This is a genomic window from Vibrio penaeicida (assembly GCF_019977755.1).
In the GTDB taxonomy this organism is placed as follows: Bacteria; Pseudomonadota; Gammaproteobacteria; order Enterobacterales; family Vibrionaceae; genus Vibrio; species Vibrio penaeicida.
This window is the reverse complement of sequence record NZ_AP025144.1, coordinates 668,155-694,957: the sequence shown is the minus strand read 5'-3', so window position 1 is coordinate 694,957 and position 26,803 is coordinate 668,155. Positions and strand designations below refer to the sequence as shown.

General features: G+C 42.8%; 19 protein-coding genes and 1 pseudogene. 7 read left to right on the top strand and 13 right to left on the bottom strand.

Annotation, left to right across the window (positions count from 1 at the left end):
* Positions 1-74 precede the first annotated feature (74 nt).
* Both LDO37_RS03420 and LDO37_RS03415 read left to right on the top strand, forming a co-directional pair.
* A complete protein-coding gene (locus LDO37_RS03420) occupies positions 75-1,148 on the top strand; it encodes a TRAP transporter substrate-binding protein (protein ID WP_126606754.1) in 1,074 nt (357 codons plus the stop codon).
* A gap of 198 nt (positions 1,149-1,346) precedes the next feature.
* Positions 1,347-1,586 (top strand): YdcH family protein, encoded by a 240-nt coding sequence (locus LDO37_RS03415; RefSeq protein WP_126606753.1) that lies wholly within the window; start codon positions 1,347-1,349, stop codon positions 1,584-1,586.
* A 77-nt stretch (positions 1,587-1,663) separates the two neighbouring features.
* Here the strand turns inward: LDO37_RS03415 and glmS are convergent, their stop codons facing one another.
* Together glmS and LDO37_RS03405 are read right to left on the bottom strand one after the other, a co-directional pair.
* Positions 1,664-3,499 carry a glutamine--fructose-6-phosphate transaminase (isomerizing) gene (glmS, locus tag LDO37_RS03410; RefSeq protein WP_126606752.1) on the bottom strand — a complete coding sequence of 612 codons (1,836 nt, stop codon included), beginning with the start codon at positions 3,497-3,499 and terminating at the stop codon, positions 1,664-1,666.
* Positions 3,500-3,553: 54 nt separating this feature from the next.
* Positions 3,554-4,318: a DeoR/GlpR family DNA-binding transcription regulator gene (locus tag LDO37_RS03405; RefSeq protein WP_101113314.1), complete on the bottom strand. Its 765-nt coding sequence runs from the start codon at positions 4,316-4,318 to the stop codon at positions 3,554-3,556.
* Positions 4,319-4,755: 437 nt separating this feature from the next.
* Here LDO37_RS03405 and pykF point away from each other — a divergent pair, with 437 nt between their 5' ends.
* Positions 4,756-6,168 (top strand): pyruvate kinase PykF, encoded by a 1,413-nt coding sequence (pykF, locus tag LDO37_RS03400; protein ID WP_104399970.1) that lies wholly within the window; start codon positions 4,756-4,758, stop codon positions 6,166-6,168.
* Positions 6,169-6,365: 197 nt separating this feature from the next.
* Complete coding sequence (locus LDO37_RS03395) at positions 6,366-7,031, top strand: GntR family transcriptional regulator (RefSeq protein ID WP_126609137.1); 666 nt, start codon at positions 6,366-6,368, stop codon at positions 7,029-7,031.
* 86 nt (positions 7,032-7,117) lie between these two features.
* Here the strand turns inward: LDO37_RS03395 and LDO37_RS03390 are convergent, their stop codons facing one another.
* The 3 genes from LDO37_RS03390 to LDO37_RS03380 all read right to left on the bottom strand — a co-directional run bounded on the left by LDO37_RS03390 (position 7,118) and on the right by LDO37_RS03380 (position 11,422).
* Entirely contained in the window at positions 7,118-8,992 is a 1,875-nt protein-coding gene (locus tag LDO37_RS03390) for a sensor domain-containing diguanylate cyclase (protein WP_126609136.1), read from the bottom strand.
* Between the two features lie 212 nt (positions 8,993-9,204).
* Positions 9,205-9,699 (bottom strand): acetolactate synthase small subunit, encoded by a 495-nt coding sequence (ilvN, locus tag LDO37_RS03385; protein ID WP_101113318.1) that lies wholly within the window; start codon positions 9,697-9,699, stop codon positions 9,205-9,207.
* 1 nt (position 9,700) lies between these two features.
* The gene (locus tag LDO37_RS03380) at positions 9,701-11,422 is read right to left on the bottom strand and encodes an acetolactate synthase 3 large subunit (RefSeq protein ID WP_126609135.1); all 1,722 of its coding nucleotides are present in this window, start codon (positions 11,420-11,422) and stop codon (positions 9,701-9,703) included.
* A gap of 425 nt (positions 11,423-11,847) precedes the next feature.
* Here LDO37_RS03380 and LDO37_RS03375 point away from each other — a divergent pair, with 425 nt between their 5' ends.
* Positions 11,848-12,357, top strand: coding sequence for a helix-turn-helix domain-containing protein (locus LDO37_RS03375; protein WP_126607613.1), 510 nt, complete (start codon positions 11,848-11,850; stop codon positions 12,355-12,357).
* Positions 12,357-13,196: pseudogene (locus tag LDO37_RS03370) on the top strand (IS3 family transposase); the annotation flags it as partial. The gene LDO37_RS03375 and the pseudogene LDO37_RS03370, both read left to right, overlap by 1 nt.
* Before the next feature lie 68 nt (positions 13,197-13,264).
* Here the strand turns inward: LDO37_RS03370 and LDO37_RS03365 are convergent.
* From LDO37_RS03365 to LDO37_RS03330, 8 genes are all read right to left on the bottom strand, one after another.
* Positions 13,265-15,073: an AMP-dependent synthetase/ligase gene (locus LDO37_RS03365; protein ID WP_126608843.1), complete on the bottom strand. Its 1,809-nt coding sequence runs from the start codon at positions 15,071-15,073 to the stop codon at positions 13,265-13,267.
* Between the two features lie 336 nt (positions 15,074-15,409).
* Positions 15,410-16,369: a transcriptional regulator LeuO gene (gene leuO / locus LDO37_RS03360; protein WP_101113321.1), complete on the bottom strand. Its 960-nt coding sequence runs from the start codon at positions 16,367-16,369 to the stop codon at positions 15,410-15,412.
* A gap of 415 nt (positions 16,370-16,784) precedes the next feature.
* Positions 16,785-17,837: an MJ1255/VC2487 family glycosyltransferase gene (locus tag LDO37_RS03355; RefSeq protein WP_126608842.1), complete on the bottom strand. Its 1,053-nt coding sequence runs from the start codon at positions 17,835-17,837 to the stop codon at positions 16,785-16,787.
* Between the two features lie 15 nt (positions 17,838-17,852).
* Entirely contained in the window at positions 17,853-18,377 is a 525-nt protein-coding gene (locus LDO37_RS03350) for a phosphatase PAP2 family protein (RefSeq protein WP_126608841.1), read from the bottom strand.
* 154 nt (positions 18,378-18,531) lie between these two features.
* On the bottom strand, positions 18,532-19,332 hold the full coding sequence (locus LDO37_RS03345; RefSeq protein ID WP_185829876.1) for an SH3 domain-containing protein: 801 nt from the start codon (positions 19,330-19,332) through the stop codon (positions 18,532-18,534).
* 309 nt (positions 19,333-19,641) lie between these two features.
* Positions 19,642-22,746, bottom strand: coding sequence for an efflux RND transporter permease subunit (locus tag LDO37_RS03340; protein WP_126608839.1), 3,105 nt, complete (start codon positions 22,744-22,746; stop codon positions 19,642-19,644).
* Positions 22,743-24,053: an efflux RND transporter periplasmic adaptor subunit gene (locus tag LDO37_RS03335; RefSeq protein WP_126608838.1), complete on the bottom strand. Its 1,311-nt coding sequence runs from the start codon at positions 24,051-24,053 to the stop codon at positions 22,743-22,745. The genes LDO37_RS03340 and LDO37_RS03335 overlap by 4 nt, the downstream gene beginning before the upstream one ends.
* A 3-nt stretch (positions 24,054-24,056) precedes the next feature.
* On the bottom strand, positions 24,057-24,770 hold the full coding sequence (locus LDO37_RS03330) for a TetR/AcrR family transcriptional regulator (RefSeq protein ID WP_126608837.1): 714 nt from the start codon (positions 24,768-24,770) through the stop codon (positions 24,057-24,059).
* A gap of 446 nt (positions 24,771-25,216) precedes the next feature.
* On the opposite strand from LDO37_RS03330, the gene leuA reads away from it, so the two are divergent.
* The gene (gene leuA / locus LDO37_RS03325) at positions 25,217-26,770 is read left to right on the top strand and encodes a 2-isopropylmalate synthase (protein WP_126606357.1); all 1,554 of its coding nucleotides are present in this window, start codon (positions 25,217-25,219) and stop codon (positions 26,768-26,770) included.
* The last annotated feature ends 33 nt before the right edge of the window (positions 26,771-26,803 follow it).

Here is a 26,803-nt window from a genome sequence, read left to right as displayed (position 1 = left end):
CTCTAGCGCATTATTTTTATTTTTCATTATTTGTCTTTATGCTGGCTAAAAACCATGGAACAGGATGAATAACAATGACAATAAAACAGTGTGCCTCCAAAGTGCTCATTGCCTTAGCCGCAATATCTTTACCGTTAAGTGCAAGTGCCGCTGAAAAGATCTACCGATTAAAGTTGGCTGAAACTTGGGGACCGAATACCCCAATACTTGGAGACGCCACTAAAAATATGGCGAAATTGGCAAAAGAAATGTCCAATGGTCGCCTCGATATTCGCGTGGACTCGGCAAACAAGCACAAAGCACCCCTGGGCATTTTTGATATGGTCAAATCAGGTCAATACGATCTGGGTCATTCCAGCTCGTATTACTGGAAAGGTAAAGTGCCAAATACATTGTATTTCTCTTCTATGCCATTTGGCATGATGTCTACAGAGCAATACGCATGGTTTTACCGAGGCGGAGGCATGGAGCTCATGCAAAAGGTTTACACTCCTCATAACTTGCTTTCTTTCCCCGGCGGCAATTCCGATATTCAAATGGGTGGCTGGTTTAAAAAAGAAATCAATTCCGTCGACGATCTAAAAGGCTTAAAGATCCGCATTCCAGGGTTTGCAGGCGAGGTGATGGCTCGAATTGGCGCAAAACCAACCAATATCGCACCAGGTGAGCTTTATACTTCATTAGAACGAGGCACAATTGATGCGCTCGAATGGGTCGGGCCGGCATTCGATTTACGTATGGGTTTTCAGAAAATTGCCCCTTACTACTATTCAGCATGGCATGAGCCTGGAAGTGAAACCCAATTTCTAGTGAATAAAAGAGTGTGGGATAAGCTACCTAAAGATCTTCAGGTTATTTTAGAAACGGCATTCCGAGTGACCGCTTTCGATATGTATAACCAAGCATTGGATGCAAACGCCAATAGCTGGGCAACAATGAAAAGCGAATACCCAGACATCAAAGTACGTGATTTCCCGCCTTCGGTACTTAAAGCCATGCTCAGCGCCACTGATGAGTTGCTGCAAGAGCAAGCCAACAAAGACGCGCTTGCAAAAGAAATTATTCAATCTCAAGCAGACTATTTGAAGAAGGCGAGAGCATGGACCGATATATCGCTGAAAGCTTACCTCAATTCCGATCAACAGTAAGATAATCCAACCTAAAAAACACAAAGGAAAAGAGCCGCATTGACGGTTCTTTTTTTGTTTAGAGCACGCTTAAAAGCCGAGGAGTCATTTTTACCTTCATACTCAAAACAGAGATTCAGGTATGAGGTAATCTATCAATAGCCACTCAAGTATGACCTTGAAAAGTATTGTGCAACCATAAATGACGAGGTGATAAATATGCTAGGAGAAGATCATAGTTTAATCGTCGATTTTCCTGAGTTGGAAACGACAATTGTAGAACTGATGCAGTCCGATGCTGAATTTGCGGAAGAGAACAAAAAGTATATCGCCCTAGATAAGGAGATTAGAACGTTAGAACTCAGAAATGCTCCTATTGATGACGATGAAATGCACCGCATGAAAAGTGAACGTGCTTTTCTAAAAGACGCCTTATATAGAAAGATCACTAGCAGCTAATAGTTATAGAATCTGCATTATACGAAAAGAGCCATCAGTTTAAAGATGGCTCTTTTGTTTTCTTAAGGCATAGTCCGTTATTCGACCGTCACCGATTTCGCTAGGTTACGAGGCTGATCGACATCTGTCCCTTTAATCAAGGCAACATGGTAAGACAACAGCTGCATGGGCACCGTGTAGAAAATGGGTGCAATCACCTCGTCGACATGTGGCATGGTCACGATTTTCAGTCCGTCGCTTTCTTCAAAGCCCGCTTCCGCATCAGCAAAGACATAAAGCTGTCCACCACGCGCGCGTACCTCTTCGATGTTGGATTTAACTTTTTCAAGTAAATCATTGCTTGGCGCTACAACAATAACTGGCATTTCTGCATCAATCAGAGCAAGGGGACCATGCTTCAGCTCCCCTGCGGCATAAGCTTCAGCGTGAATGTAGGAAATCTCTTTAAGTTTTAGTGCCGCTTCAACAGCGATAGGGAAGAATTCACCTCGACCTAAAAATAAAGAATGATGCTTATCTGCAAAATCTTCCGCCAGCGATTCAATAACCGCATTGCTTGTTAGTGCGTTTTCCAGCTGAACGGGCAATTCGTTAAGAGATTTAACGATCTCCGCTTCTTTAGCGAGATCTATCGTCCCTTTTTGCTTACCCAATGCGGTAACAAACATCAGTAATGATGCGAGCTGAGTTGTGAATGCCTTAGTTGATGCGACCCCAACTTCTGCTCCTGCGCGTGTCATGAAAGCAAAATCAGATTCGCGAACCAAAGAGGAACCCGGCACGTTGCAGATCGTCATTGCTGCCATGTAACCTTTCTCTTTTGCGAGGCGAAGTGCCGCTAATGTATCTGCGGTTTCACCTGATTGAGAGATGGTAATGAGGAGGCTGTTAGGTCGAGTAACAAATGGGCGATATCGAAATTCAGAAGCAATTTCAATGTCACAACTTACTTTTGCCAATGACTCACACCAATATTTCGCCACCATGCCAGCATTAAATGACGTACCACAAGCGACAATCTGTACATGTTCAACTTGGTTAAACATATCTGCGCTATTTGCGCCAAACGATTCTAAAAGAATAGAGTTACCAGTGACTCGCCCTTCTAGTGTGTCTTTGAGAACCACAGGTTGTTCATGTATCTCTTTTTGCATGTAATGGCGGTATTGACCTTTATCCGCCGCATCTTGCTCAACCGTAGACTCTTTCGCTTCTCTCTCGACCGATTCCCCGTTTACATCGAAAATATTTACATCACGACGTGTAATTTCTGCGACATCACCTTCCTCAAGGAAGATAAAACGCCGTGTCACATTCAACAAAGCCAATTGATCGGAAGCCAAAAAGTTTTCTCCAACCCCTAGCCCAATAACCAGTGGGCTGCCTGAACGCGCAACGACTAATCTTTCCGGTTGCTCTCGATCAACAACAACCATTCCATAAGCCCCTTCTAACTGCTTCACAGCAGATTGAACGGCTTCAATCAATGAACTGGCTTGCTTCAATTCAAGATCAACAAGATGCGCGATGACTTCAGTATCCGTTTGAGAATGGAATGGATACCCTTGCGCTTGTAGCTTCTCGCGCAATATCTGGTGGTTTTCAATAATACCGTTGTGCACAACCGCGATACGTTCGTTGGACATGTGTGGGTGTGCATTGGCTTCAGAGGGTTCACCGTGAGTCGCCCAACGAGTATGAGCCAGCCCTGTACCTCCTGAAAACGCAGTCAAGTCTATGCTGTCGGCTAAGTTCTGAACTTTACCAACTTTACGTAAACGCTGAATATTCGAATTGGCATCGATAACCGCAACACCAGCCGAATCGTATCCTCGGTACTCTAGTCGTTGTAATCCTTGTAACAAAATTTCAGCAACATCGCGTTGCGCAACCGCGCCTACAATTCCACACATAGTAACTCCGATTTCTAATTGTATTTTTTTGGGTCTCTCGACCTAGCAAGCAAGTTAGCTAACTTGAATAACTTTAACGTTATGAGATTCAATGATCGCAACAGACTCAGCCTTAACCTGATCGTCTGTTACAAGCACATCTATCTCTTTCCAAGGTAGCTCAAGATTCGGTATTTTTCGTCCAATCTTCTCAGATTCAACCATCACAATGACTTCTCGAGACACATCAGCCATGACTTTACTCAGCCCCAGTAATTCATTAAAACTGGTCGTCCCTCGATCTAAATCAATGCCGTCAGCACCGATAAATAGCTGATCGAAGTCATATGCGCGTAAAACAGATTCAGCGACCTGCCCCTGAAACGATTCAGAATGCGTATCCCAAGTCCCTCCAGTCATCAATAAAGTAGGTTCACTTTCCAGCTCATTAAGAGAATTCGCAACATTAAGTGAATTGGTCATGACAACCAGCCCTTTTTTCTCATTTAATTGCTGAATTAACGCCCCCGTTGTACTCCCACTATCGATAACAATTCGATTGTGATCTCTTATTAACTTAGCGGCAGCTTGCGCCAATTTCACCTTACGAACTGAAACTTTACTTTGAAAGTCATCATGAACCGTTTCTTTTGGCAGTGCGATCGCGCCACCATATCGGCGAAGTAATAGACCGCTCTGCTCTAATGTTGCCAAGTCCTTTCTTATAGTGACTTCAGAGGTTTCAAATTGATGAGATAGCTCTTCAACACTCACCTCACCACACTCTTCTACAAGCTTGGAAATTGCGTGTCTTCTTAGTTGTGTATTTCGCTTTGACATTTCGAATCGATAGTTAAAGTTTCACTTTGAAAGAAATATAGTCGATTTGAAACATAGTTGTCTATTTTTTTTACAGCAAAAAATAAATCAATTTGCGTCAAAACCTTGTTCTAAGACAACCCAGACCCGTGATAATTACGAAATTCGGTGGTAGAATCCGCACCCTAAAAGAAAAAAAATTACAGAAATTCACGTTATTTTTTTGCAATCAATTTCAGTTAGGCTGATTTAAATAGGCAAAAATTTACTTACATCAATATCGTTTAGGCTGATACACACTAAACTTGTTGAAAGATTTTGCGATACCAGAGGGCGTTGACGTCTAAAGTTACAGAAAGTCACGACTTACGAAAATGTTGTCATTTTCTTTCTTATGAGCGTTTCCTTTGGTTCACCCAAATTAAAATTGCAACTATACGTACCGGAGAGTATTTTCCATGAAAAAGACCAAAATCGTTTGTACGATTGGCCCTAAAACTGAACCAGTAGAGAAGCTACGCGAGCTCGTTGATGCAGGCATGAATGTAATGCGCCTGAATTTCTCTCACGGTGACTTCGAAGAACACGGCAACCGCATTGCTAACTTCCGTCAAGTAATGAAAGACACTGGTAACCAGCTAGCGATTCTTCTCGATACTAAAGGTCCAGAAATTCGTACTATCAAACTAGAGAACGGCGACGACGTTGATCTAGTAGCTGGTCAAGAATTCACTTTCACTACAGACGCAACAGTTGTTGGCAACAAAGATAAAGTTGCAGTAACTTACGCAGGTTTCGCTAATGACCTGACAGCTGGTAACACTATTCTTGTAGACGACGGTCTAATCGAAATGGAAGTTATCGCAACTACTGAAACTGAAGTTAAGTGTAAAGTGCTTAACAACGGTGCACTAGGTGAAAACAAAGGTGTTAACCTTCCTGGCGTTTCTGTGAAACTTCCTGCTCTATCTGAAAAAGACAAAGCCGATCTTAAGTTTGGTTGTGAGCAAGGTGTCGATTTCGTTGCGGCTTCTTTTATTCGTAAAGCAGAAGACGTTCGTGAAATCCGTGAGCTTCTAAACGCAAACGGCGGCGAATACATCCACATCATCTCTAAGATCGAAAACCAAGAAGGTGTTGATAACTTCGACGAAATCCTTGAGCTTTCTGATGGCATCATGGTAGCTCGTGGCGATCTAGGTGTAGAAATTCCTGCAGAAGAAGTTATCTTCGCTCAGAAAATGATGATCGAAAAGTGTAACCGTGCTCGTAAGATGGTTATCACTGCCACTCAAATGCTTGATTCTATGATCAACAACCCACGTCCAACACGTGCGGAAGCTGGTGATGTTGCCAACGCAGTAATGGACGGTACTGATGCCGTTATGCTTTCTGGCGAAACTGCAAAAGGTAAATACCCTGTAGAAGCAGTAACGATCATGGCTCAAATCGCGAACCGTACAGATTCAGCACTAGAAGCTGAGCTAGGTTCTCGCTTAGACAGCCCTCGTCTTCGTATCACTGAAGCAGTATGTAAAGGCGCAGTAGACACAGCTGAAAAACTAGCAGCGCCACTTATTGTTGTTGCAACGCAAGGCGGTAAATCTGCTCGTTCAGTACGTAAGTACTTCCCTACGGCGAACATCCTTGCTCTAACAACAAACACAAAGACTGCTGCTCAGCTTGTTCTAACTAAAGGTGTTACACCAGTCGTTGTTGAAGAAATCAGCAACACAGATGCATTTTATGTACGCGGTAAAGAGCTAGCGCTTGAATCCGGTCTTGGTAAAAAAGGTGACATCGTTGTTATGGTATCAGGTGCATTAGTTGCATCTGGCACAACAAACACAGCATCGGTACACGTTCTGTAAGATCAAACAGTTAACATCTGATAAAAAGAGGGCTTAAGCCCTCTTTTTTTATGAAACAAGCTTGCCCCAGTAATCCGCATGGCGTATTATTCAACATACTGAACTGTATGTGGTTAAAAGTGAGACACATTTTAATGTGAGCTCAGTGCGAAAGCCTACTACAATAAATATGCAATTGAAGTACTAATGAGGATATCGTGTCTAGCCCCACTCTGACTGACAAAGTGTCAAAAATGATTCGCCAAGATATCTTAAATGGCGTTCTAATCCCTGGTCAAAAACTAGTTGTAGCAGAACTCAAGGACAAATATGCAGTAGGAGCTTCACCTATTCGTGAAGCATTAGTTCAGCTTTCTTGGAAGAAATATGTCCGACTTGAACCACAAAAAGGTTGCTGGGTTTCTTCAGTAACTAAAAGTGAACTGTCTGATTTATTTGAAAGTATGAAAATTGCGTCGGCTCATTTGCTTAAAAAGGCAATCCAACAAGGTGACGAAAATTGGGAATTGGAAGTACTCTCTGCATTCCATAAACTTTCCCGTATTCAACACACGGAAAATGCATTCGACAATTCAGAATGGGAAGAGCGCCACCAACGCTTCCATACTGCATTATTAGAAGGCTCTGACGCCCATACCATGTATGGTTTTTTCCTTGAGCTCGATAATCAATTAAAGCGTTACCGTTATGTTGCATTAAACTCAGATAAATTTGAGTCAAATACCTTCATTAACATTGACGAGCATGAAAGCTTGATGAAACTGGTTCTAGCCAAAAATGAAGCACAAGCGCTTCAAGTTATGGACAAGCACTTGGACAATACCCAACGCAAAATTGAATCCGTTTTGCCTAAAGAAGAATAACCCCTCTTTTAAAAAAAACGCTGAGCCATGGCTCAGCGTTTTTATTTGTTTTTCACTCAAATTTCTTATGTTTCGATTTCGCTTTGTTAAGCAATTTCATCGTTACTCAAACACACTGATACCTTATTCCGCCCCTGAGTTTTTGATTCGTACAGTGCGATATCCGCACATTTATAAGAACGTTTTGTATCGCTGCACACATCTGTTACGCCTGCACTCACGGTTACTCGGTTAGACGGTTCCAGCTCTATAGAGACTCTGAGTCGGTTCATCAGTACTTCTGCTTGTTCAACCTGTGTATTCGGTAAAATAATGGCAAATTCTTCACCACCAATTCGAGCTAAAAAGTCTGTTTCTCTTAATTGCCCTTCCATAGAATTAGCAACACTTTGGATAACCCTATCACCCTCATCATGACCAAACTGATCGTTTACGCGTTTGAAATGATCGATATCCACTAATACCAAACAAGATGGGGAAGAGTAGCGCTCGACCAACCGAGTTTGTTTAAACAACTCTTGATCAAACTTCCTTCGATTCCAACACCCAGTGAGCGCATCTTTCTCACTCAGCTGACGTAACTGCTCTTCAAGGTGTTTGCGTTCAGTAATATCAAACAGCGAAAGAATGTAATATTTCGAACGAGCGTTTTCAGAATCAATCGATTGAATTCGAGTTAGGCTAATAAAAATATCACCGCAGGATTTGTTATTCTCTAATTCTCCTTCCCAAAACCCAAAGTCTTTCAGCCCTTCCGCTATTTCAATGATCTGATCATTACTGTGTTTGCCACATAACAATTTGAGGGCGTTTCGCCCAACCAGCTCATTATTTGTAAAGCCCGACAAATTCTCAAACTCTGTATTCACTTGAATAATGCGATGACGTTTATCCGCAATGATTACCGCCGACATGCCATGCAAAGCTGCAATGGCTAACTTACTTTCTAAGTTACGCTTCTTATACAGGTAAATAAAATACGCAGTCGGAATGGCAAATAAGAAAATCCATACCAATACATAAGTAAACTGCTTCATTAAATTGGACGTTTGCAGCTTAATGCCTGCTTCAAGTTGCTCTTGTTTCACTTCTATAAGCAGCTTAACTTCACCTTCTTTAAAGAATTCGACTTGGTAGAAAACCAATAGGTTGCCATCCTCAATGGCGTGGCCACGTCTACTGTTCTTTATTTTCTGCCAAGCTTCTGGATGAGTCACCGCAAGATTGTATTTCTGTCTTTCAGGTATTAGAAAGCCAAAAAGTTTCTGACGATCTTTACTCACTAAATAGTCCCCATCTTTGGTGACGACTTCTGGCATTAGTTGCGAACTGGGTGAATATTCGATCACTGACATCAAAAACCAAACATCCAATACGAAAACTAGATAGCCAGTACGTTCCCCTAAAGAGTAAATAGGGGTGACAATTTCAAGAACTGGGCTGAAACTGGATTCTTCGACATGCTCCATAGCTCGGATCGTTAATCCATAACTGGCAATATCGTTGGCGTTTAAGGACTCTGAGAATTGAAAGAGCGGAGTGTTTTGATGATCTGCTAAATGATGTCTAGCCTGAGCACTACTTGTTTGGAAAGAAAAATCAACGGCGATAGATTCCTTTCCTTTGTTATCCATGTAATAGATGCTTTTAAACCATTGCTGGCTTGATGCTATCGACATCCATAGCTCTTCAACCAACACTCGTCGACTTTGAATAGGATATTCGACATAGTCGTATAAAAAACGATTACCCCGTAGAAGTTCCATAGTCGCACGCAGCTGAACCTCTATCTCATTGAGTTCTCGCTCAGAAAAAGCCATCTGGTGCTGGGATTGGCTAATCAACTGATCGATATGTTGATCCACTAATTGATTGTATCGCTTGTGGTACATAAGCGCGGCGCCAGAAGACAGAATGAGGCATGTGAGAGCAATGTAAATAACAAGATTTTTTACTTTCACAGATGACCTCAAAAACCAATAACCGAATCATTACACGACGAAACGAAAATACGCTGTCTGCAAGTATATAACCAAACTCTATAAACAGGTTAGATCCGCTTGATTTTTATACAAACAATAAAAAGTTATGAGATCAGACCACCTTTAGAAGGTGCAATATAACAAAAAAGCCACTTCTCTAAAGAAGTGGCTTGCCTCAAAGATACAATTGGTTACGCTTTCAGCGAATGCTTGCCTCGCGCAATTCCGACAACACCGCTTCGAGCGACTTCAATAACTTCCGTTACTTCCGTCAACGCGTTGATAAATGCATCTAATTTCTCACTTGTTCCTGCCATCTGAACCGTGTACTGAGAGGCAGTGACATCGACGATTTGCCCCCGAAAGATATCCGCAGTTCGTTTAACTTCTGCACGTGCAAAACCGTCGGCTTTCACCTTAATTAGCATGAGCTCTCTTTCTACGTGTTCAAGGTCAGTAACCTCTTGCACCTTAAGAACATCGATTAATTTGTGCAATTGCTTTTGAATTTGTTCCAATTGCATTTCACTTGAAGTGGTCGTGATGTTCAAACGAGATAACGTCTCATCATCTGTAGGCGAAACCGTTAGCGATTCAATGTTGTACCCGCGCTGAGAAAACAATCCCACAACTCGAGACAAAGCACCCGGCTGGTTTTCCAGTAGTAGTGAAAGTATATGTCTCATATTAAGTTCTCTCCGTCTTGCTTAGCCACATCTTATCCATACCCTCGCCTTTAATTTGCATTGGGTATACATGCTCAGTCTCATCGACACTGATGTCGACAAATACCAATCGGTCTTTCATATCCAGTGCTTTTTGCAAGCCTGACTCCAGTTCGCCTGGAGAAGAGATACGAATACCAACGTGACCATAAGCCTCTGCGATTGCTGCAAAATCGGGAACAGAACTCATATAGGAGTTAGAATGACGACCTTGATAAATGATGTCTTGCCACTGCTTAACCATGCCAAGGAATCGGTTATTTAGGTTAATAATTTTGACTGGAATGCCGTATTGAAGCGCTGTAGAAAGCTCTTGGATATTCATCTGAATACTACCATCACCCGTTACCACGACGACTTCTTCATCCGGATTGGCAAATTTCACTCCCATTCCAGCAGGCAGACCAAAGCCCATGGTTCCCAAACCACCGGAATTGATCCAGCGACGTGGCTTATTAAACGGATAGTAAAGCGCTGCAAACATTTGATGCTGACCAACATCCGACGCTACAAAGGCATCCCCATTTGTAAGCTTATGCAGAGTTTCAATTACCTCTTGTGGCTTGATGCATTCTGGTGACTTTTCATAGGCAAGACAGTTTTTGTCTTGCCATACTTTAATCTCGCTCCACCATTGCTCTAACGCAGCTTCATCATTGAATTTATCTTGTTCAACAAGTAATTTAACCATGGTTTCCAGCACTTTCTCTGCTGAACCTACAATGGGTAAATCTACTTTCACATTTTTAGAGATAGACGACGGGTCGATATCAATGTGCATTATTTTGGCGTTGGGACAATATTTCTCAAGGTTGTTGGTCGTACGATCATCAAAGCGTACCCCTACACCAAAAATTAAATCAGCATTGTGCATCGCCATATTGGCTTCATAATGCCCATGCATTCCTAGCATACCGAGTGCATTCTTGTGTGTACCCGGAAACGCGCCCAGCCCCATTAGCGTACTAACGACAGGTAAATTCAATGCCTCAGTCAGCTTAAATATATGCTCATGCGCTTCAGAAATAACCGCACCACCGCCAATGTAAAGGACTGGTTTCTTAGCCTCTAATAGTGCTTTAAGAGCCTTCTTGATTTGCCCTTTATGACCAGAAGTCGTTGGCTTGTAGGAACGCATTCCTATTGTTTTTGGGTAGCTATACGGAAGCTTGATTTGAGGATTCAGAACATCTTTCGGCAGGTCAATAACCACTGGACCAGGTCGCCCAGTTGTTGCAATGTAAAATGCTTTCTTGATGGTTTCTGGGATATCTTCTGCTTTCTTCACTAGAAAGCTGTGTTTTACGATGGGACGAGAAACACCAACAATGTCGCACTCCTGAAAGGCATCATTTCCTATCAGGTTGTTTGGTACATTACCTGAGATAACGATCATTGGGATAGAGTCCATGTATGCTGTCGCAATACCTGTCACGGTATTGGTAGCACCAGGACCAGAACATACCAGTACCACACCGGGTTTACCGGTAGACCGAGTATAACCATCAGCCATATGCGTGGCGGCTTGCTCATGTCGTACTAATACGTGTTTGATTTGTTCAGTTTTTGCATGCAGAGCATCGTAAATATCGAGTACGGAACCACCTGGGTAACCGAAGATTTGTTCAACTTGCTCTTCAATTAGAGATTGCACAATCATCTCTGCGCCGGACAACATCGCCATATTTTCTCCTTATCAAACACCTTGCAGTAAGGTCAACTGCTGAGTTTGATGTCACATAGTCTAGGGCTTATTCGTAGCCTATTCGAAATACTTCCAATTTTTCATCTATGTACTCTTTATCAGTCATAACCAATAAAAAGATCACATTTGAACTTTACATCCAAATGAATCTGGCTGTCTAATCGTGTATTTAGCGCTTTTTTGTCAATATGTCGTACAACAACCCAATGTCAGTCCATTAAGTTAAAAAATGGTCATATTGAAAAATATAAAGCCTTAAATAATAAAAATTTAAATCGAAAATTTTTTACACTTGTAACAAATCGTGTTTCTCAGCTCTGAGATACAAACTTTATGGCATCAAAAAAGCCTGCAAAACTGAACTGACCCCCAATAGTTGGACACCAATTATTGGGGGTCTTTTTATGTCCAAATACAACCGAGCATTGAAATGCTCAATAGCGAAACAATACCTACAAGGCGAAAGCTCATCTCAGGAGCTTTCTCGCCTTCATTCCATACCATCGCGTCAAATACGTTACTGGGCACAAGTATTCGATATTCATGGCTCTCAGGCATTTATGCCTCATAGTTTTGCAAAAAATGCGCAAACTAAACTGCAAGCTTTAACTCATATGTGGACGAATGGTTGGTCTATCAGTCACACTAGTGCGGTTTTAAACTTTTCTTCCCCTGGCACAATCGCTGTTTGGCTCAAACAGTACGAAAGAGATGGCTTTCAGGGGCTTGAACGTAGCAGAGGACGACCCGTAATGAGTAGGCACCCTTTTATTCAAAACAAGAGCGATGACGAGAAAACACTGGAAGAGCTCAAAGAGGAGTTAGCGTACTTGCGAGCAGAGAATGCTGTCCTAAAAAAGTTAGAGGAGCTGGAACAGGAGAAACATCGTCGAACAAAGAAAAAACGAAAGTAGTTCTAGCTCTTAAAAATCGATATCTACAGCAACATCTCTTGCATGCTCTTAAGTTAGCAAGAAGTAGCTTCTATTATCATGCGCAGTCGAACAACGCCATCGAAAGCTATCAAGATGAAAAACGGTTAATTGAGAAAATATATCATGACCATAAAGGGAGATATGGCTATCGTCGTATTCATTTAGAGTTAAGGAGACAGGGCGTCATGCTTAACCATAAGACAGTTCAACGTCTAATGGGGTTACTAGGCTTGAAATCAACGGTCAGACCTAAGCGGTACAGCTCTTACAAAGGAGATGCTGGGACAACCGCTCCAAATGTACTTGAACGGGACTTCAATGCAACGAAGCCTGATGAAAAATGGGTAACTGATGTCACTGAGTTTAAAGTTCAACAACAAAAGGTGTATCTATCACCAATTGTTGATCTGTTTACTCAAGAAGTTGTCGCTTACAGGGTTGCTAAAAATGCGTGTTTACCTCTGGTTACTGACATGCTGACTGAGGCGGTTGCGACCTTAGCTAAAGACGCTAAGCCCATAGTGCATAGCGATCAAGGTTGGCAATATAGGCATAGGAAGTATCAGCAAACTCTCGCTGAACGGGGATTAACTCAAAGTATGTCACGAAAAGGAAACTGCTTAGATAACGCAGTAGCAGAGAACTTCTTTGCCTTACTGAAAACAGAAATGTACCATAATCAGCACTTTGAAGATGCCGATGACTTAATCGCACATATTGACGAATACATCGAGTATTACAATACGAAACGCATCAAGGTGAAACTAAAAGGCCGGACTCCGACGGAATATCGAAATCAGGCCTTAAAAGCCGCTTAACAGAAATGTCCAACTTTATGGGGTCACTTCAAACTGCAGGCTATTTTTGAAAGAAAAGTAACGCATAATTACTTTTTATTTGGAAACTCTGTATACATTTCTTCGATTTCGTCTTGGTATCGATCGTTAATCACTTTTCGACGAAGTTTCTGTGTTGGGGTTAGCTCACCAGAATCCATAGAAAATGCTTTTGGAAGCAATGTGAATTTTTTCACTTGCTCAAACTTCGCCAATTCATTTTGAAGCTCGGCAAGGCGGCTTTCGAACATTTCAACGACTTGAGAATGCTTGATGAGCTCCATTCTATCTTGGTATTTGATATTCAGTTCTTTAGCGTATTCTTCTAAGGAATCAAAACAAGGTACGATCAAAGCTGACACAAATTTTCGTGTATCCGCTATTACCGCAATCTGTTCAATAAAGTGATCTTTCCCGATGGCACCTTCGATCATTTGAGGCGCTATGTATTTGCCTCCAGATGTTTTCATTAGCTCTTTGATTCTGTCGGTAATGAATAAATTGCCTTTATCATCAAATGTTCCGGCATCACCCGTTTTTAGAAAACCGTGCTCATCAAACGTTTTAGCCGTTTCTTCCGGTAGTTTGTAATACCCTTTCATAACCATAGGTCCACGAACTAAAATTTCATTGTTCTCGCCTATTTTCACTTGAGCGCCCGGCATTGATGTGCCAATGGAATCAGGATCAAACGTACCATCTGCCCAGCAAGAAACCGTTGCTGTTGTTTCCGTCATGCCATAACCGAGCTTCACGTTAATACCAATAGCATGGAAAAAGCGACCTATGGTTTCATCTAACTTTGCACCACCACACGGCATAAAATTGATGTTTCCACCAAGCAATGCACGGAGTTTACTTAAAACCAATTTATCAGCCAGTTTGTGGCTACGTTTTAACATGAATGTAGGCTGGGTATTGGTGCGCTTGCACTCTGCCATTTTTGCGCCCATGTTGACAGCCCAAGTAAAGAGCACCTTTCGGATGACAGGCGCCTTGGATACTTTTTCGTGAATGGCAGAGAATATTTTCTCGTAAAACCTAGGGACAGCGCACATTACCGTTGGGCGAATGTCTCCAAGTGCTTCTCGCACTTGCATGGTGTCTTTTAGGTAGCAGTTCACCGCCCCCTTATAAAGCACATAAAATGTCCAAGCTCGCTCAAATACGTGCGACAAAGGAAGAAAACACAGTGATACGTCTTTTGGCGTCAAACCTAGTCGACGGTCATGCCCTTCAAGTTGCGCCGCTATGTTCGAATAGGTCAGCATCACGCCTTTTGGCTGGCCAGTTGTACCAGAAGTGTAGATAAGGGTTGTTAGGTCATCGAGATCGATATCGTCTAGTCGTTGACCAAGTTCATCACTCGCATGCTCTTGCCCCAGAGACATGAATGCATCCCAACTCAGGCTGTTAGCCCCTTCGACAATCTCAATGTCTTTCGACATGGCAACGATAAGCTCAAGCTGTACGCACTGCTCAAATATGGAGAGAGCGGCGTCGTATTGTTCTTGTTCACCAACAAACAGAACCTTTACATCGGCATTGTCTAGGATATACGCAGCTTGAGCGGCGGTATTTGTTGGATAAATAGGAACGGTAACGCAGCGGAGTTGTAGTGTGCCTATATCGGCAATTGTCCACTCAGGCATATTGTTGGAGTAGATGCCCACTTTGTCTTGAACATCGATACCCTGTGACAATAGCGCGAGAGAAAGCGAATCAACTTGCTCACCAAATGATTTCCAACTGATGCTTTCCCATTTTTCCGAGACTTTGTATTTGAGCGCTGTTTTGGCTCCGCCTTGTGCAATTCGCTCTCGAATGCACTTTACGATGTGAAAGTCTTTATTCAACATGTCTTTATTTACCTCTAACAGCGCCTCTGTTTCCTAACTTAGGCTCGGATGAATGGCATCTCCTTTTGCCATTTCGCCAGCTACGTTTTTTGCAGCTTAGCTGAATCATGTGTTATTTCGTCGACCGCATGGTATTTTGAGTAAACACATGTAAGCTGAATAAGCCGCCCAAGTTTACAAGCGCGATTAAAAAAGGCAACTGATGTAGACCAAGCTTTGCCACATTAATTGTAAAAACTCATATCCTGCACATCCCCCACACTTTGTCTTCTCTTTCAACTTCAAAATTTAGATAAAAAAAACGCCGGACAATGCCGGCGTATTACGTCATTTTCTTTAACGAATTGCGACGGTTTCACCGCAAATCATCATTAATTGATCACGCATCCAGATATGTGCTTTGTCTTTCTCACTCGATTCATGCCAGCTTAAGTAACCCGAAATTGATTTGTTTGGCATCGGGAGATCCAATACTTTCAGGTTTGGCAAATTCACTGCATTTTCAACTAACCATTTCGGTGCAATTGAAATCAATTCAGATTGGCTTACAACGTAGAGAATATTGCTTAAGCTTGTTCCTTGGTATGCGCTGCGGCAATCTAAATTCTTATAGGCTTGCTCTGAGAAGCAGCGTACGCCATTCACTTTTGATAAAGTCGCATGCATTTCTGACTGAAGTTCTTCTATAGAAATATCGTTACCAATGCGCGGATGAGAAGACGATGCTACAACAACCAATTCATCGCTAAAGACTTCTGTGCTCGAATAGCCCGCTTCTTCGAAACGTTCGTAGTTGATAACAAAATCCACTTCTTGAAAACGCATTTTTTCTGCTAATTCGTTATCGACATCAGACTCCATTTGCAACTGAATCACTGGTGCTTGCTTAGCAATAGTACTCATGATTGCAGGTGCAAATCGAACATCACAAGGGCTGCTTATTGCGAGACGGAAAAGACGAGACGATGTTTTTGGATTAAATACTGATCCCGGCAACTCATTACGGATCAACTGAAGAGCTTGTCTCACAGGACCAAATAACTGACGAGCACGTTGTGTGGGTTGAATTCCTCGCCCATGTCTCATGAACAATTCATCATCAAACATATTCTTTAAACGCGAAACAGCATTACTCACGGCAGGTTGTGACATACCTAAATTGTGCGCTGCACGGGTGATATTCTGCTCTTGCATTACTGCATCAAAGACGGTGAGTAAATTTAGGTCCACTCCACGTAATGTCGATTCCATTCGATAACCTGCTACAGCTTGACTTGCTTCGATCCTATTCGACATTGGGTTGCCTCTCACTTATCAATAGTTCTATTAAAATAGGCATTAGCCTTGGTTATTCGAAAGCCTTTGATTGGTATTTACTGCACTAATGCTTTCGCTCTTTTCAAGAATATCCCCAAATACCATGGGTAGGACAAGTGGTTTAATATTAAATTATTATTTTTTAGTCTGTTTAATGATTTGGTCTTACTAATCAATAGGATACAAGTGGTATAAAAAAAGCTAAAACGATTCTTTTTATAACAATTGAGAGAGAGCTGTCGCAAAAATGACACAAGAAAGGTTCTGATATTCGAACTGAATTGTTAACGAGAAGAGACATCTTAGGGGGTATTATTGTCCTTCTCCTCCCATTAACGTACGTACCCAAGTCACCACAAGATACTTGATTCAGCAAGAGTTTACTGCGCTCTACCTAGCCTTGAATCGTCGCATAACTGGGGTAATCCACCTGATCCCAAAGCAAAGACCACAATTCTTGAACGCAATCCCATCGCCCCTGCATTATCCAATTCACTATTGAAGCAGCGACATCTGGGTAGATCACTTTTTCAGCACTTTGTTCATCGAGCCAATTACGCACAGCGGTAGGGTCAAGGTAGTCCATCGCCGACGCCAGCCCTAAGTGCTCTAAGGTGGCAACGTTACTTTGCTGTTCAAATTGACCTTTTAGCGGTTTTAGTAACAGTTTTTTCCCTAGTGTTAGCGCTTCTGAAGGTAACTCAAAACCACCATTAGCGATCACTCCGGAACACGATTTCAAGCTACTTTGAAACCTCTCATGAGAAAGAGGATGAAAAGTGATGTTTTCCAACACATGGACTTGCTCAACGCCTGGGTGATAACAATCAAAGTGCTGATGACCAAATCTATCAAGTAATTCTTGAATATCACCTAAGGATTCAAATGGCAGGTATACCAATATGGATGCACCGACGTCTTCAGATAAGCCTGAAGTTGTATGAACAATAGGAGGTAAAATTTGTTGATCAAAATGATACCAGTGCAGCCCGATAGGAATACTTGTTGGCGCAAAATAGTGGATTATCCAGTGATCAAACCAACGAGAATCCTTAATGGGTACCTGATAACGGAACGCGTTTTGGTGGCTAAGCCCAATACAAGGCACATTTTGCCTTTTGGCAGCCCAAGCCGATACGGGTTCAAAATCATTGATCACTACGTCGTACCCACCCAGGTCTAACTCATCAATTTCTTTCTTTATGTTGAGTAAACTGTTTTGAAGTATGGTTTGCGTAAGATTAATTTTTCCATTACTGGTGATAAAGCTCATCCCGTTTCTGGTTTGATAATCACCAAAAGATTCCATGGAAAAATATTTGTCTTTATCTCGCCCAGAAAACAGAAAGTCCACATCGATATTCTGTTCTTCGAATGCTTTTGCCATCGCTCTTGCTCTCGCAATATGGCCGTTCCCCGTACCTTGAACACCGTAAAGAATTTTCATGATCCAACGTATCCTCTAACTCAAAACCAGTAGCGCGGCTTTAGCACATACAAGACCAAGCCCAGCTCCGATAACCACGTCTGTAATAAAATGAACACCTAAAAGAATGCGAGAAAGCCCAATAAATGAAGCCCATATAACGGCTAGTAGATAGAAACTGGGGTAGAACTCCCCTATCATAGTCGCCATTACAAATGCAGCCGTGGTATGCCCCGATGGTAAGCTGTAGCGATCAGAAGGTGTGATAAATGCGGTGAGCAGATTACTTAACTCTTGAGGGCGTCGTCGCTTAAAGCTATTTTTTAATACCCAATAAATGGGAAGCTCAATTGCAAATGCCATCAATCCTGCGGAAAGAAACTCCCCTCCTGACATTGAATCGAACAGCCAAAGCACAATGCCAAGTACGGCATAGAAATGCCCATCGCCACTCCGAGAGACTGCTTTGCTGATTCTTGCTACTTGTAAGTTAAACCGATGTTGTAAGCAAAAGCTTGAAAATGCCAGATCGAATCTGGCAATGGGTTCGATCGCACGCATAGCCCACTCCCTCTTTTCCTATTTCCTGATTAGAAATTAGGTGAAACAGGTGACAGCTAAGTGACGAGATGTTTGTATTTCGATGACAATTAGAAAGGGAAGAGTTTGATAGGGGAAACGAGCGCTTCCCCCTTAGTTAGCAAGTCACACCAACTTAGTTTGATGCTTTGACAATTCGGGCACTGCCTTCTTCAATATACCAAGAGCCTTGCTGCTTTTGGCACGCTGTAAATTCGCCAAACTGTACTTTCTCATCGCGAGAGAAAGAGTATTGCAAATCTCGACATACGTAGCTGCCGGCTAACACAGATGTTTCTTTTTCTGTCTCTAAGTGTTTTTGGATCCCAACTTTAGAAACAATTAAATCTTGCTTTGGACCTGCTGGCTTAATGTAGTCATGATGTACGTATCCGCGAACATCACCTTCTTGCTCAACCAAAACCCAAGGTTTTCCGCTTGCCTGAGCAAGCACATTGAAGGCTTCACCTTTTTGTAGCTGACCAATTTTTTGGCTGGATTGTCTCGGACTCGTTCTTAAATTTAGTGCTGTAGTCGTTTCGTGTGTCAAACCAACAAACGTTAAAGTTTGCTCGGTATCTACCGCTTCTTCTACTGGGTAGTGAACTTCAATGGATTGCACTTCTGGAGTAGCTACTTTTATAAGCCACTTTGCGCTATTGGACGAATCAATGCCTTGCCACTCACTGGTATTTTGAGATTCCAGTGCTTCAATGGATTGCTTTAAGAACTGATCTCGCGCTTCCTGACCAAAAAACTCGTCTAGCTGCGTACTAACCAAACCTGAACTTGTACTACCAGACACTTTGTTAGCAGAAGCTGCATTCGAATCTGTTCCGGTACTTTGACATCCTGTCAGCAGGATCAATCCTGCACACCCGATAAGACTTTTAATGGAAAGTGGGCGTAATTGAATTTTGCGTTTCTGCCATGACATTGATATTGGGTCCTTATATTTTCTGTTCGGCAAGCTAAGTGTTACTTGCTTCAATACGCATCTCTTGGGATCAACACTCATGCTTTTCGTCCTTTGCCAGCCAAGCGAAGAATTGTTGTAAAACCAATGAGCAACTGATTTGATATGCATTTAGATAAGCCATCGTAACATATGCATATGGTGTATTTACATACTATTGATATTCAAGTGTAACAAACATCAAAATTATTATTTTTAGAGTCAAATCACGACGAAAGGGGGATTCTTTCCCCCTTATTGCTTTTGCATGAATACTTTATGATTCTTTTGTTAGTGGATTTCTTGGTGCTTACGTACCAACCCAAAATCCGCTAGTACTGCATACGCAGCAGGAATCATAAACAGCACCAATAGTGTAGAGGCAAATATGCCAAATACAATGGAAATTACCAGTGGTTGTATCACTTGTGCTTGAAGGCTCGTTTCTGTCAGTAACGGTAATAGCCCTGCTGCGGTGGTAATGGACGTCAAGAATACTGCTCGAAAACGCTCCCGACTGGCTTTTACCACCGATTCGTACACAGAATCCCCTTCATCAACATGATGACGTATGTATTGAACCAGAAGAATAGAGTCATTCACCACAATCCCAGCCAATGAAACAAAACCCATGATGCTTGGCATACTTAAAGAATGCCCTAGCAAGAAGTGCCCCCAGATGACCCCAATTAACGCCAAGGGTATCGCCACCATTACCACAAACGGCTCCATGTAACTGCGGAACTGGTAACTCAGAATAATGAATACACCAAATAGACCGAGTAAGAACCCACTTGCAATTGAGCTACCGGTTTTGGCTGCATCTTCTGCCTCACCTTCGAAGTCAAATCTTAGCCCTGGGTACTTCGCCATTAACTTGGGTGCTTCTTCTTTTTGGAACTGAGTAATGATCTCTGATGAACTGGCTTTTGAATTATCTACGTCACCGTAAACACTGATCGTTCTCAAACCATCCACTCGCTGGATTCGTACATAATTACGTTGGAAATCTAATGTGGCGATAGCCCCTAGCGGAATTTGAGAGCCATCCGACTTTATGATGGGGAAATTCGCGAGCTGCTGCAGATCGCCAGCCTGCTTTTTATCAAGCTGAACGTCGATCTTTATGTTTTCTACACCAATTTGAATTTCGTCGGCAGTTTGACCAAAAAAAGCAGAACGCAATTGACCCGCTATCATTTGCCCGTTAACCCCAAAGGTTTCCGCTCCCTGACGCAGTTTCACTAGTATTTCTTCTTTGCCGAGTCTCATATCATCCAACACACCATGCACGCCATCAAACTCATTGAGATAGCTTTGCATTTCAATCGATGCCGATTTTAGTGCCGACAGGTCATCATGTTTGGCACGAATTTCAATTGCCCGACCGCCAGGTCCCATCGTAGGTTGTTTGAACACCAGTGACACAGGCTGGGCAAGCTCTCCCACTTCATTGCGCCATGCATCAACAAACTCATCAATCAGAGTATTGCGTGACTCCGCCCCTAGAAGGTCTAGCCGTACCGTAGCCAAGTGCGGACCAGCTTCGTCTGCATCGGCATTGACGTTGTAACTACTGGTAACGTGCTGAACTAAAGTTCTTCCACCTTCAACCCGTTCGCTCCAATCTCGGTTCAATTTTTCTGCCGCGAGTACGATATGATCAACGACTGCCTCTGTTTGGCTTAATGACGCTCCAGGGGGAAGAATGATGCGTGCCTCTGCAATGTCACCATCTAAATCAGGAAACGGCACAAACTTCACTACACCACCAGCCAACATGGCAACTGACGCCAACAGCGTCGCCAATACTCCTCCTAAAAAGGCATAGCGCCACTCCACCACTTTGGTCACTGCAGATACCAATTGGTTGTTACGGAAACTCTCAAAACGTTCAAGCAGTACTCGCTTGAATTTTAAGGGTGGGCGATCATTTTTTTGCTTGTGTAACGAATGGGACAAATGATTTGGCAGAATCAAGAATGCTTCGACAAGGCTTAAACACAAAACCAAGATGAGTACTTGAGGCACCGCACGGAGCACTGCACCCATTTCTCCCTCAAGAAACAGTAAGCTACCAAAGATGCAGATCGTCGTTAGAAAAGAGGACAACACACCAGGAAAGACTTTACGTACACCGTTATACACGGCTTCATCAACACTTTGCCCACGATCCAGATGTGAAGCGATGGATTCTGCTATTACGATGGCGTCATCCATCATGATACCAATCGCCATCAACAGCCCAACGAGAGACATGATGTTAATTGAAAGCCCTAGGTTTGCCATTAAGAACATGCCGCCCAAGAAGGCAACAGGCAACCCCGCAGCCACCCAAAATGAGTAGCGAAAACTAAAGAACAGCCACATTGTTGCAAACACCAACACGATCCCTTGCCATCCATTGGAGAGCATCATGCTGAGTCGATCCCACAAAACAGAAGAGAGATCGTTGGTTAATTCCAGCGTTACGCCATCGGGGGCAATCGCTCGCTGCGCTTCAACAAACTCAGCAACCTGATCTTTAATTCTTAATGCATCATCTTCTTTATTTTTACTGATTTTCAGAACGGCAGACGGTTGACCATCAAACAACACTTTTTGTTCATCTAGTTCAAATCTGTCGGTGATTGATGCGATGTCAGCTAGCCTGATAACACTACCATTAGGTGCCGAACCAACGACAATCTGGCTCAGTTCGTTAGGTGTGATGCTCCGCTCGTCAAAACGGATAAGGAAGTTTTTATCTGGTGTTTCTATATTCCCACTAGGAAGCTTGACGTTCTGTCTGCCAATTTGCTCTGCAATATCACCAACGCTTAACCCTAATTGTCGTATTGCGATGGTATCTAGTTCCACTCGGTATTGGTGATCAGAGAAACCACTTACATCCACCAACGAAACGCCATAATCAAGCTTCAAGATACGTTTGAGCTGCTCGGCATAGGCTTTAAGCTCTGGCCAAGTGGTGTTGGCTGTAATAGCAACATCCACAACAGGCTCATTCCAATCCATTTCCCTTACAACAGGTGATTCAATCTCATCAGGGAAATCATTAATCGAATTGATCTGGGTTTGAACATCCACCAGCATTCGGCCGATATCCGCCTTTTCATTCAGCTTAAGAATCAATCGCGCCGATCCCTCTACCGCTTCGCATCGAGTTTCTTCAATATTGGCTAACCCATCAACCGCATCTTCCATTCGAACACACAAGCTTTCTTCCACTTCTTGTGGGGAGGCTCCTGGATAGACAACCCCTGCCATAATAAATGGCGGAGAAAATTCGGGGAATGTCTCACGTTTTAACTTGGGTAATGACGTAATCCCTATAATCAAAAGCCCCAACATCAACAAATTAGCGGCAGTTGGGTGCCTAGCAAAAAATCGAATCATTCCGATACCTCCGCCGCTTCAGCTGTCTTGAGTTGCATCCCTTCAATCGCTGGGAGCAAATCGTTCAAAATCAGCGCTTCACCTTGCTCGAGGTCGCCATCTACAATCACTTGGTTATCACGGCGGTAGAGTACTGTTACGTTTTTAATCCGCAGCTTATTGTGCTCATCTTTGGTATAAACTCGGTTGCCGTGCAGCGCTCGCTCAGGGATCACCCAGCTTGGGTTTTCTTGCCCAATGATTTCCGCTTTTACAAACATGCCATTCACTAATGGAGGAGAGTTCTGGGGCTTTAACTGGCGATAGTCTTGCTCTATCTCTAAAATCACCCCTACCGTTGCCTGATTAGGGTCGACAGTTTCACTGACTCGAGCCACTTTAGCGTCCCAGTTGGCTGCCAAACTTCCGCTGGTTAACTCAATGCTCGCCCGTATCTCTTCGGTAGCTGGTATGGGGTTTCCATACTCATCTTTATTGAAAGTACTGAGGCTAGAAACTAGCGTTCTCATATCGTGAAGAGGCAATTGCGCTTCCACTTCCATCGTCGTGACACCATGAGCAACGATCATCGTTTGTTGCAAATTGACGACTTGATCTTGCTCGATGTTGACTTCCGCGATACGTAGATTTTCAGGTAAAACAATCGACGTCTTATCTAAAGATCGCTGGGCTTCGTCCAGTCTTGCTTCATTCACTTTCACTTGCGCTAATGCCACTTTGCGTTCATCTGGAAAAAGAGCGAGTTGATTTCGCATGTCTTGAACGAGTTTTTGCTGTGATAAATAAGACTGAGTTTGTTGATCCACATCCGACTGAGATGTGAGCCCTTTCTTTCGCAAATTTTTCTTACGGTTTAATTCCGTTTTGCTTATTGCCAGGCGGTTTTCTTCGATCTTTAACGTGTTGGTTAAATTGATTTTTTCAAGATCGAGTTTCGCTAGCTGGGTTTTACTTGAACTGAGATCGGCTTCGGTCTGTGCCAGTTTTAATTCGTAATCCAGAGGATCGATTCTTAGAATTTCTGTTCCAGCGGGCAACATTCGTCCCTTTTCCAATTGAGGGTGTCTGTACACCACTTTGCCAGATACCTCCGCGATAGCTTTCCATTCCAATTTAGGCGTGACTTTGCCAAAACCGATCACCACAGGTGCCATTGCTTTCAATTCAAGCGGCATGGTTTCGACCAATCGAGCACGATCACCAGCCGGTTTTGTCGGAGGAGTGGGTTTAAGTTTTACAGCGAGAATAAGAATAACGATACCGACAGCTAACGCCGGAAAGAACAGTAATTTACGGTTAAACGCCATCGATTACTCCTTGTGATCTTCAAGGGGGGAGGATAAAAAGCCACGGGACAATAGTTGCAGGTTGTGCTCTAACAACCTAGCAAGAAAATCTTCATCCAATGTGACATCGTGTATTTTTAAAAGCTGAGGAGGGGCGATAAATGGGAAGACCATTAAACTAATGTAACTTACCTTACACAGCATAGGGTCAAGGTCATCTCTTATCACACCATTGTTTTGCATCGACTGGAAAATGAGCTTCTGAGCAGGCATCGCGATTTCCATAAATACCTTTTCCATCATCTGACGTTGGACGGCTCCTTCATCCATCATCATGATTCTGGCAACCAACCGTGGGAAATCTGGGTTTTTCACCATCATGCTGTAGTAGGTTTTCATTATGCCCGTGAAATCACTGCTGCTACTCTTACTACATTCACCGCTATGCTCACTTGCACTGTCTTTGTCACCTCTACAACCATTGCCACTTCCTTGCTCGGCAATATTGCTGATGTGATTTTTCATGGGTGCCAGTGTTTCTCGTAGCATGGTTTCAAACAACCCATCTTTACTACCAAAGTAATATCGAATCATTGCCATATTGACGCCAGCATTCTCAGACAATAAACGGGTCGATACTTTTTCATAAGGATGCAAGGTAAAAAGTCTCCTTGCTTCTAAAATAAGCTTTTCTCTGGCATCAGTCTTTTCGGCAGGACGCCCAACTTTTCGGCTCATTTCGATCTCCAGAATTAATCATCCGATTAATTATAGAGACCAAAATTTCATCACGATAGTAGAATAATTAATCACTATTTAATCATTTGAATAATTAAGTAACTTCGATTTGAATTTGTTAAATTCGACACGTTTATGGGATTTCACCGCGGAACTGCTCCGATATGAAGAAAAAAACAACGAAAAGGTTGACGCATCATCAGGAGTACGGTACTAATTTGTTAACTTAATTTTGTGGAAATGTTTTACATGACATCTCGTTTTTCTATCCTGCTAAGCCTCCTCCTTATCGTGAATCGATCGCGCGGGTAGGCAGTGGAAGAAAAATAACCACATAAGATTCTCAAAACCCGCATTCAAATGCGGGTTTTTTTATAGCTTAAGAAAATAGAAAATCGGCATCTGCGGACAGAAAACGATTAACCAACAGGAAAAGGACAGCAAACATGAGCGATCAAGTCATTATTTTCGATACAACTTTGCGTGATGGCGAACAAGCTTTATCAGCAAGTTTAACCGTTAAGGAAAAACTGCAGATCGCTTATGCACTCGAACGTTTAGGAGTAGATGTTATTGAAGCGGGTTTCCCCGTTTCTTCTCCGGGCGACTTCGAGTCGGTAAAGACCATCGCCCAAAATGTTAAAAATAGCCGCATTTGTGGTCTTTCTCGTGCCGTTGCGAAAGACATTGATGTAGCAGCAGAAGCGTTGAAAGTGGCCGAAGCCTTTCGAATTCACACTTTCATTTCCACCTCAACGGTCCATGTTCAAGATAAACTGCGCCGCAGCTACGAAGACGTTGTTGAGATGGGCGTGCAAGCCGTAAAGCGAGCTCGTCAGCATACCGATGATGTAGAATTTTCTTGTGAAGATGCGGGTCGTACCCCAATCGATAATCTATGTCGTATGGTAGAAGCCGCTATCGACGCTGGTGCCAGCACTATTAATATTCCAGATACCGTTGGTTACACCATTCCAGGTGAATTCGCAGGCATTATAGAAACGCTGTTTAATCGTGTTCCAAACATCGATAAAGCCATCATTTCAGTTCACTGCCACGACGATTTGGGTATGTCCGTCGCGAACTCTATTGCCGCAGTTCAAGCCGGTGCTCGTCAAATCGAAGGGACAATTAACGGTATCGGTGAGCGTGCAGGTAACTGTGCACTAGAAGAAGTGGCGATGATCTTGAAAACGCGCTCTGAGTTATTGGGAGTGCAAACCGCCATTAAACACGAAGAGATTCACCGCACCAGTAAGTTGGTTAGCCAATTGTGCAACATGCCGATTCAAAGCAACAAAGCTATTGTAGGAACTAACGCATTCAGCCACTCTTCAGGCATTCACCAAGATGGTATGTTGAAGAACAAAAATACCTACGAAATCATGACGCCTGAGTCGATTGGTCTGAAAAATCAAGCATTGAACCTAACGAGCCGAAGTGGTCGTGCGGCGGTTAAAAGCCATATGGATACTATGGGCTATGGCGAAAACGAGTACAATTTAGATACGCTTTATGCCGACTTCCTAAAACTTGCTGACAGAAAAGGGCAGGTGTTCGATTACGACCTAGAAGCATTAATGCATTTTGCCAACCTTCGTGAAGAAGATGACTTCTTCAAACTGAATTATTTAAGCGTCCAATCTGGAAGTTTAATGGCAACCACCAGCATAAAATTGAAGTGTGGTGATGAGGAGAAATGCGAAGCTGCGGTTGGTAACGGTCCTGTTGATGCGCTTTACCAATGTATTTACCGTTTAACTGGGTATGACATTGTATTGGATAAATTCGATCTCACTGCAAAAGGTGAAGGCGAAGATGGTTTAGGTCAAGCAGACATCATCGCCAACTATAAAGGCAGAAAATACCACGGTACGGGTGTATCCACCGATATTATTGAAGCTTCAGGTCAAGCATTACTGCATGTTATTAACAGTATTCATCGTGCAGACCAAATTGCTGACATTAAGCAAAAAAAAGATAAGATAGAGACAGTATAAAAACAGGGTAAAGCATAGGCAGAATTGATCATC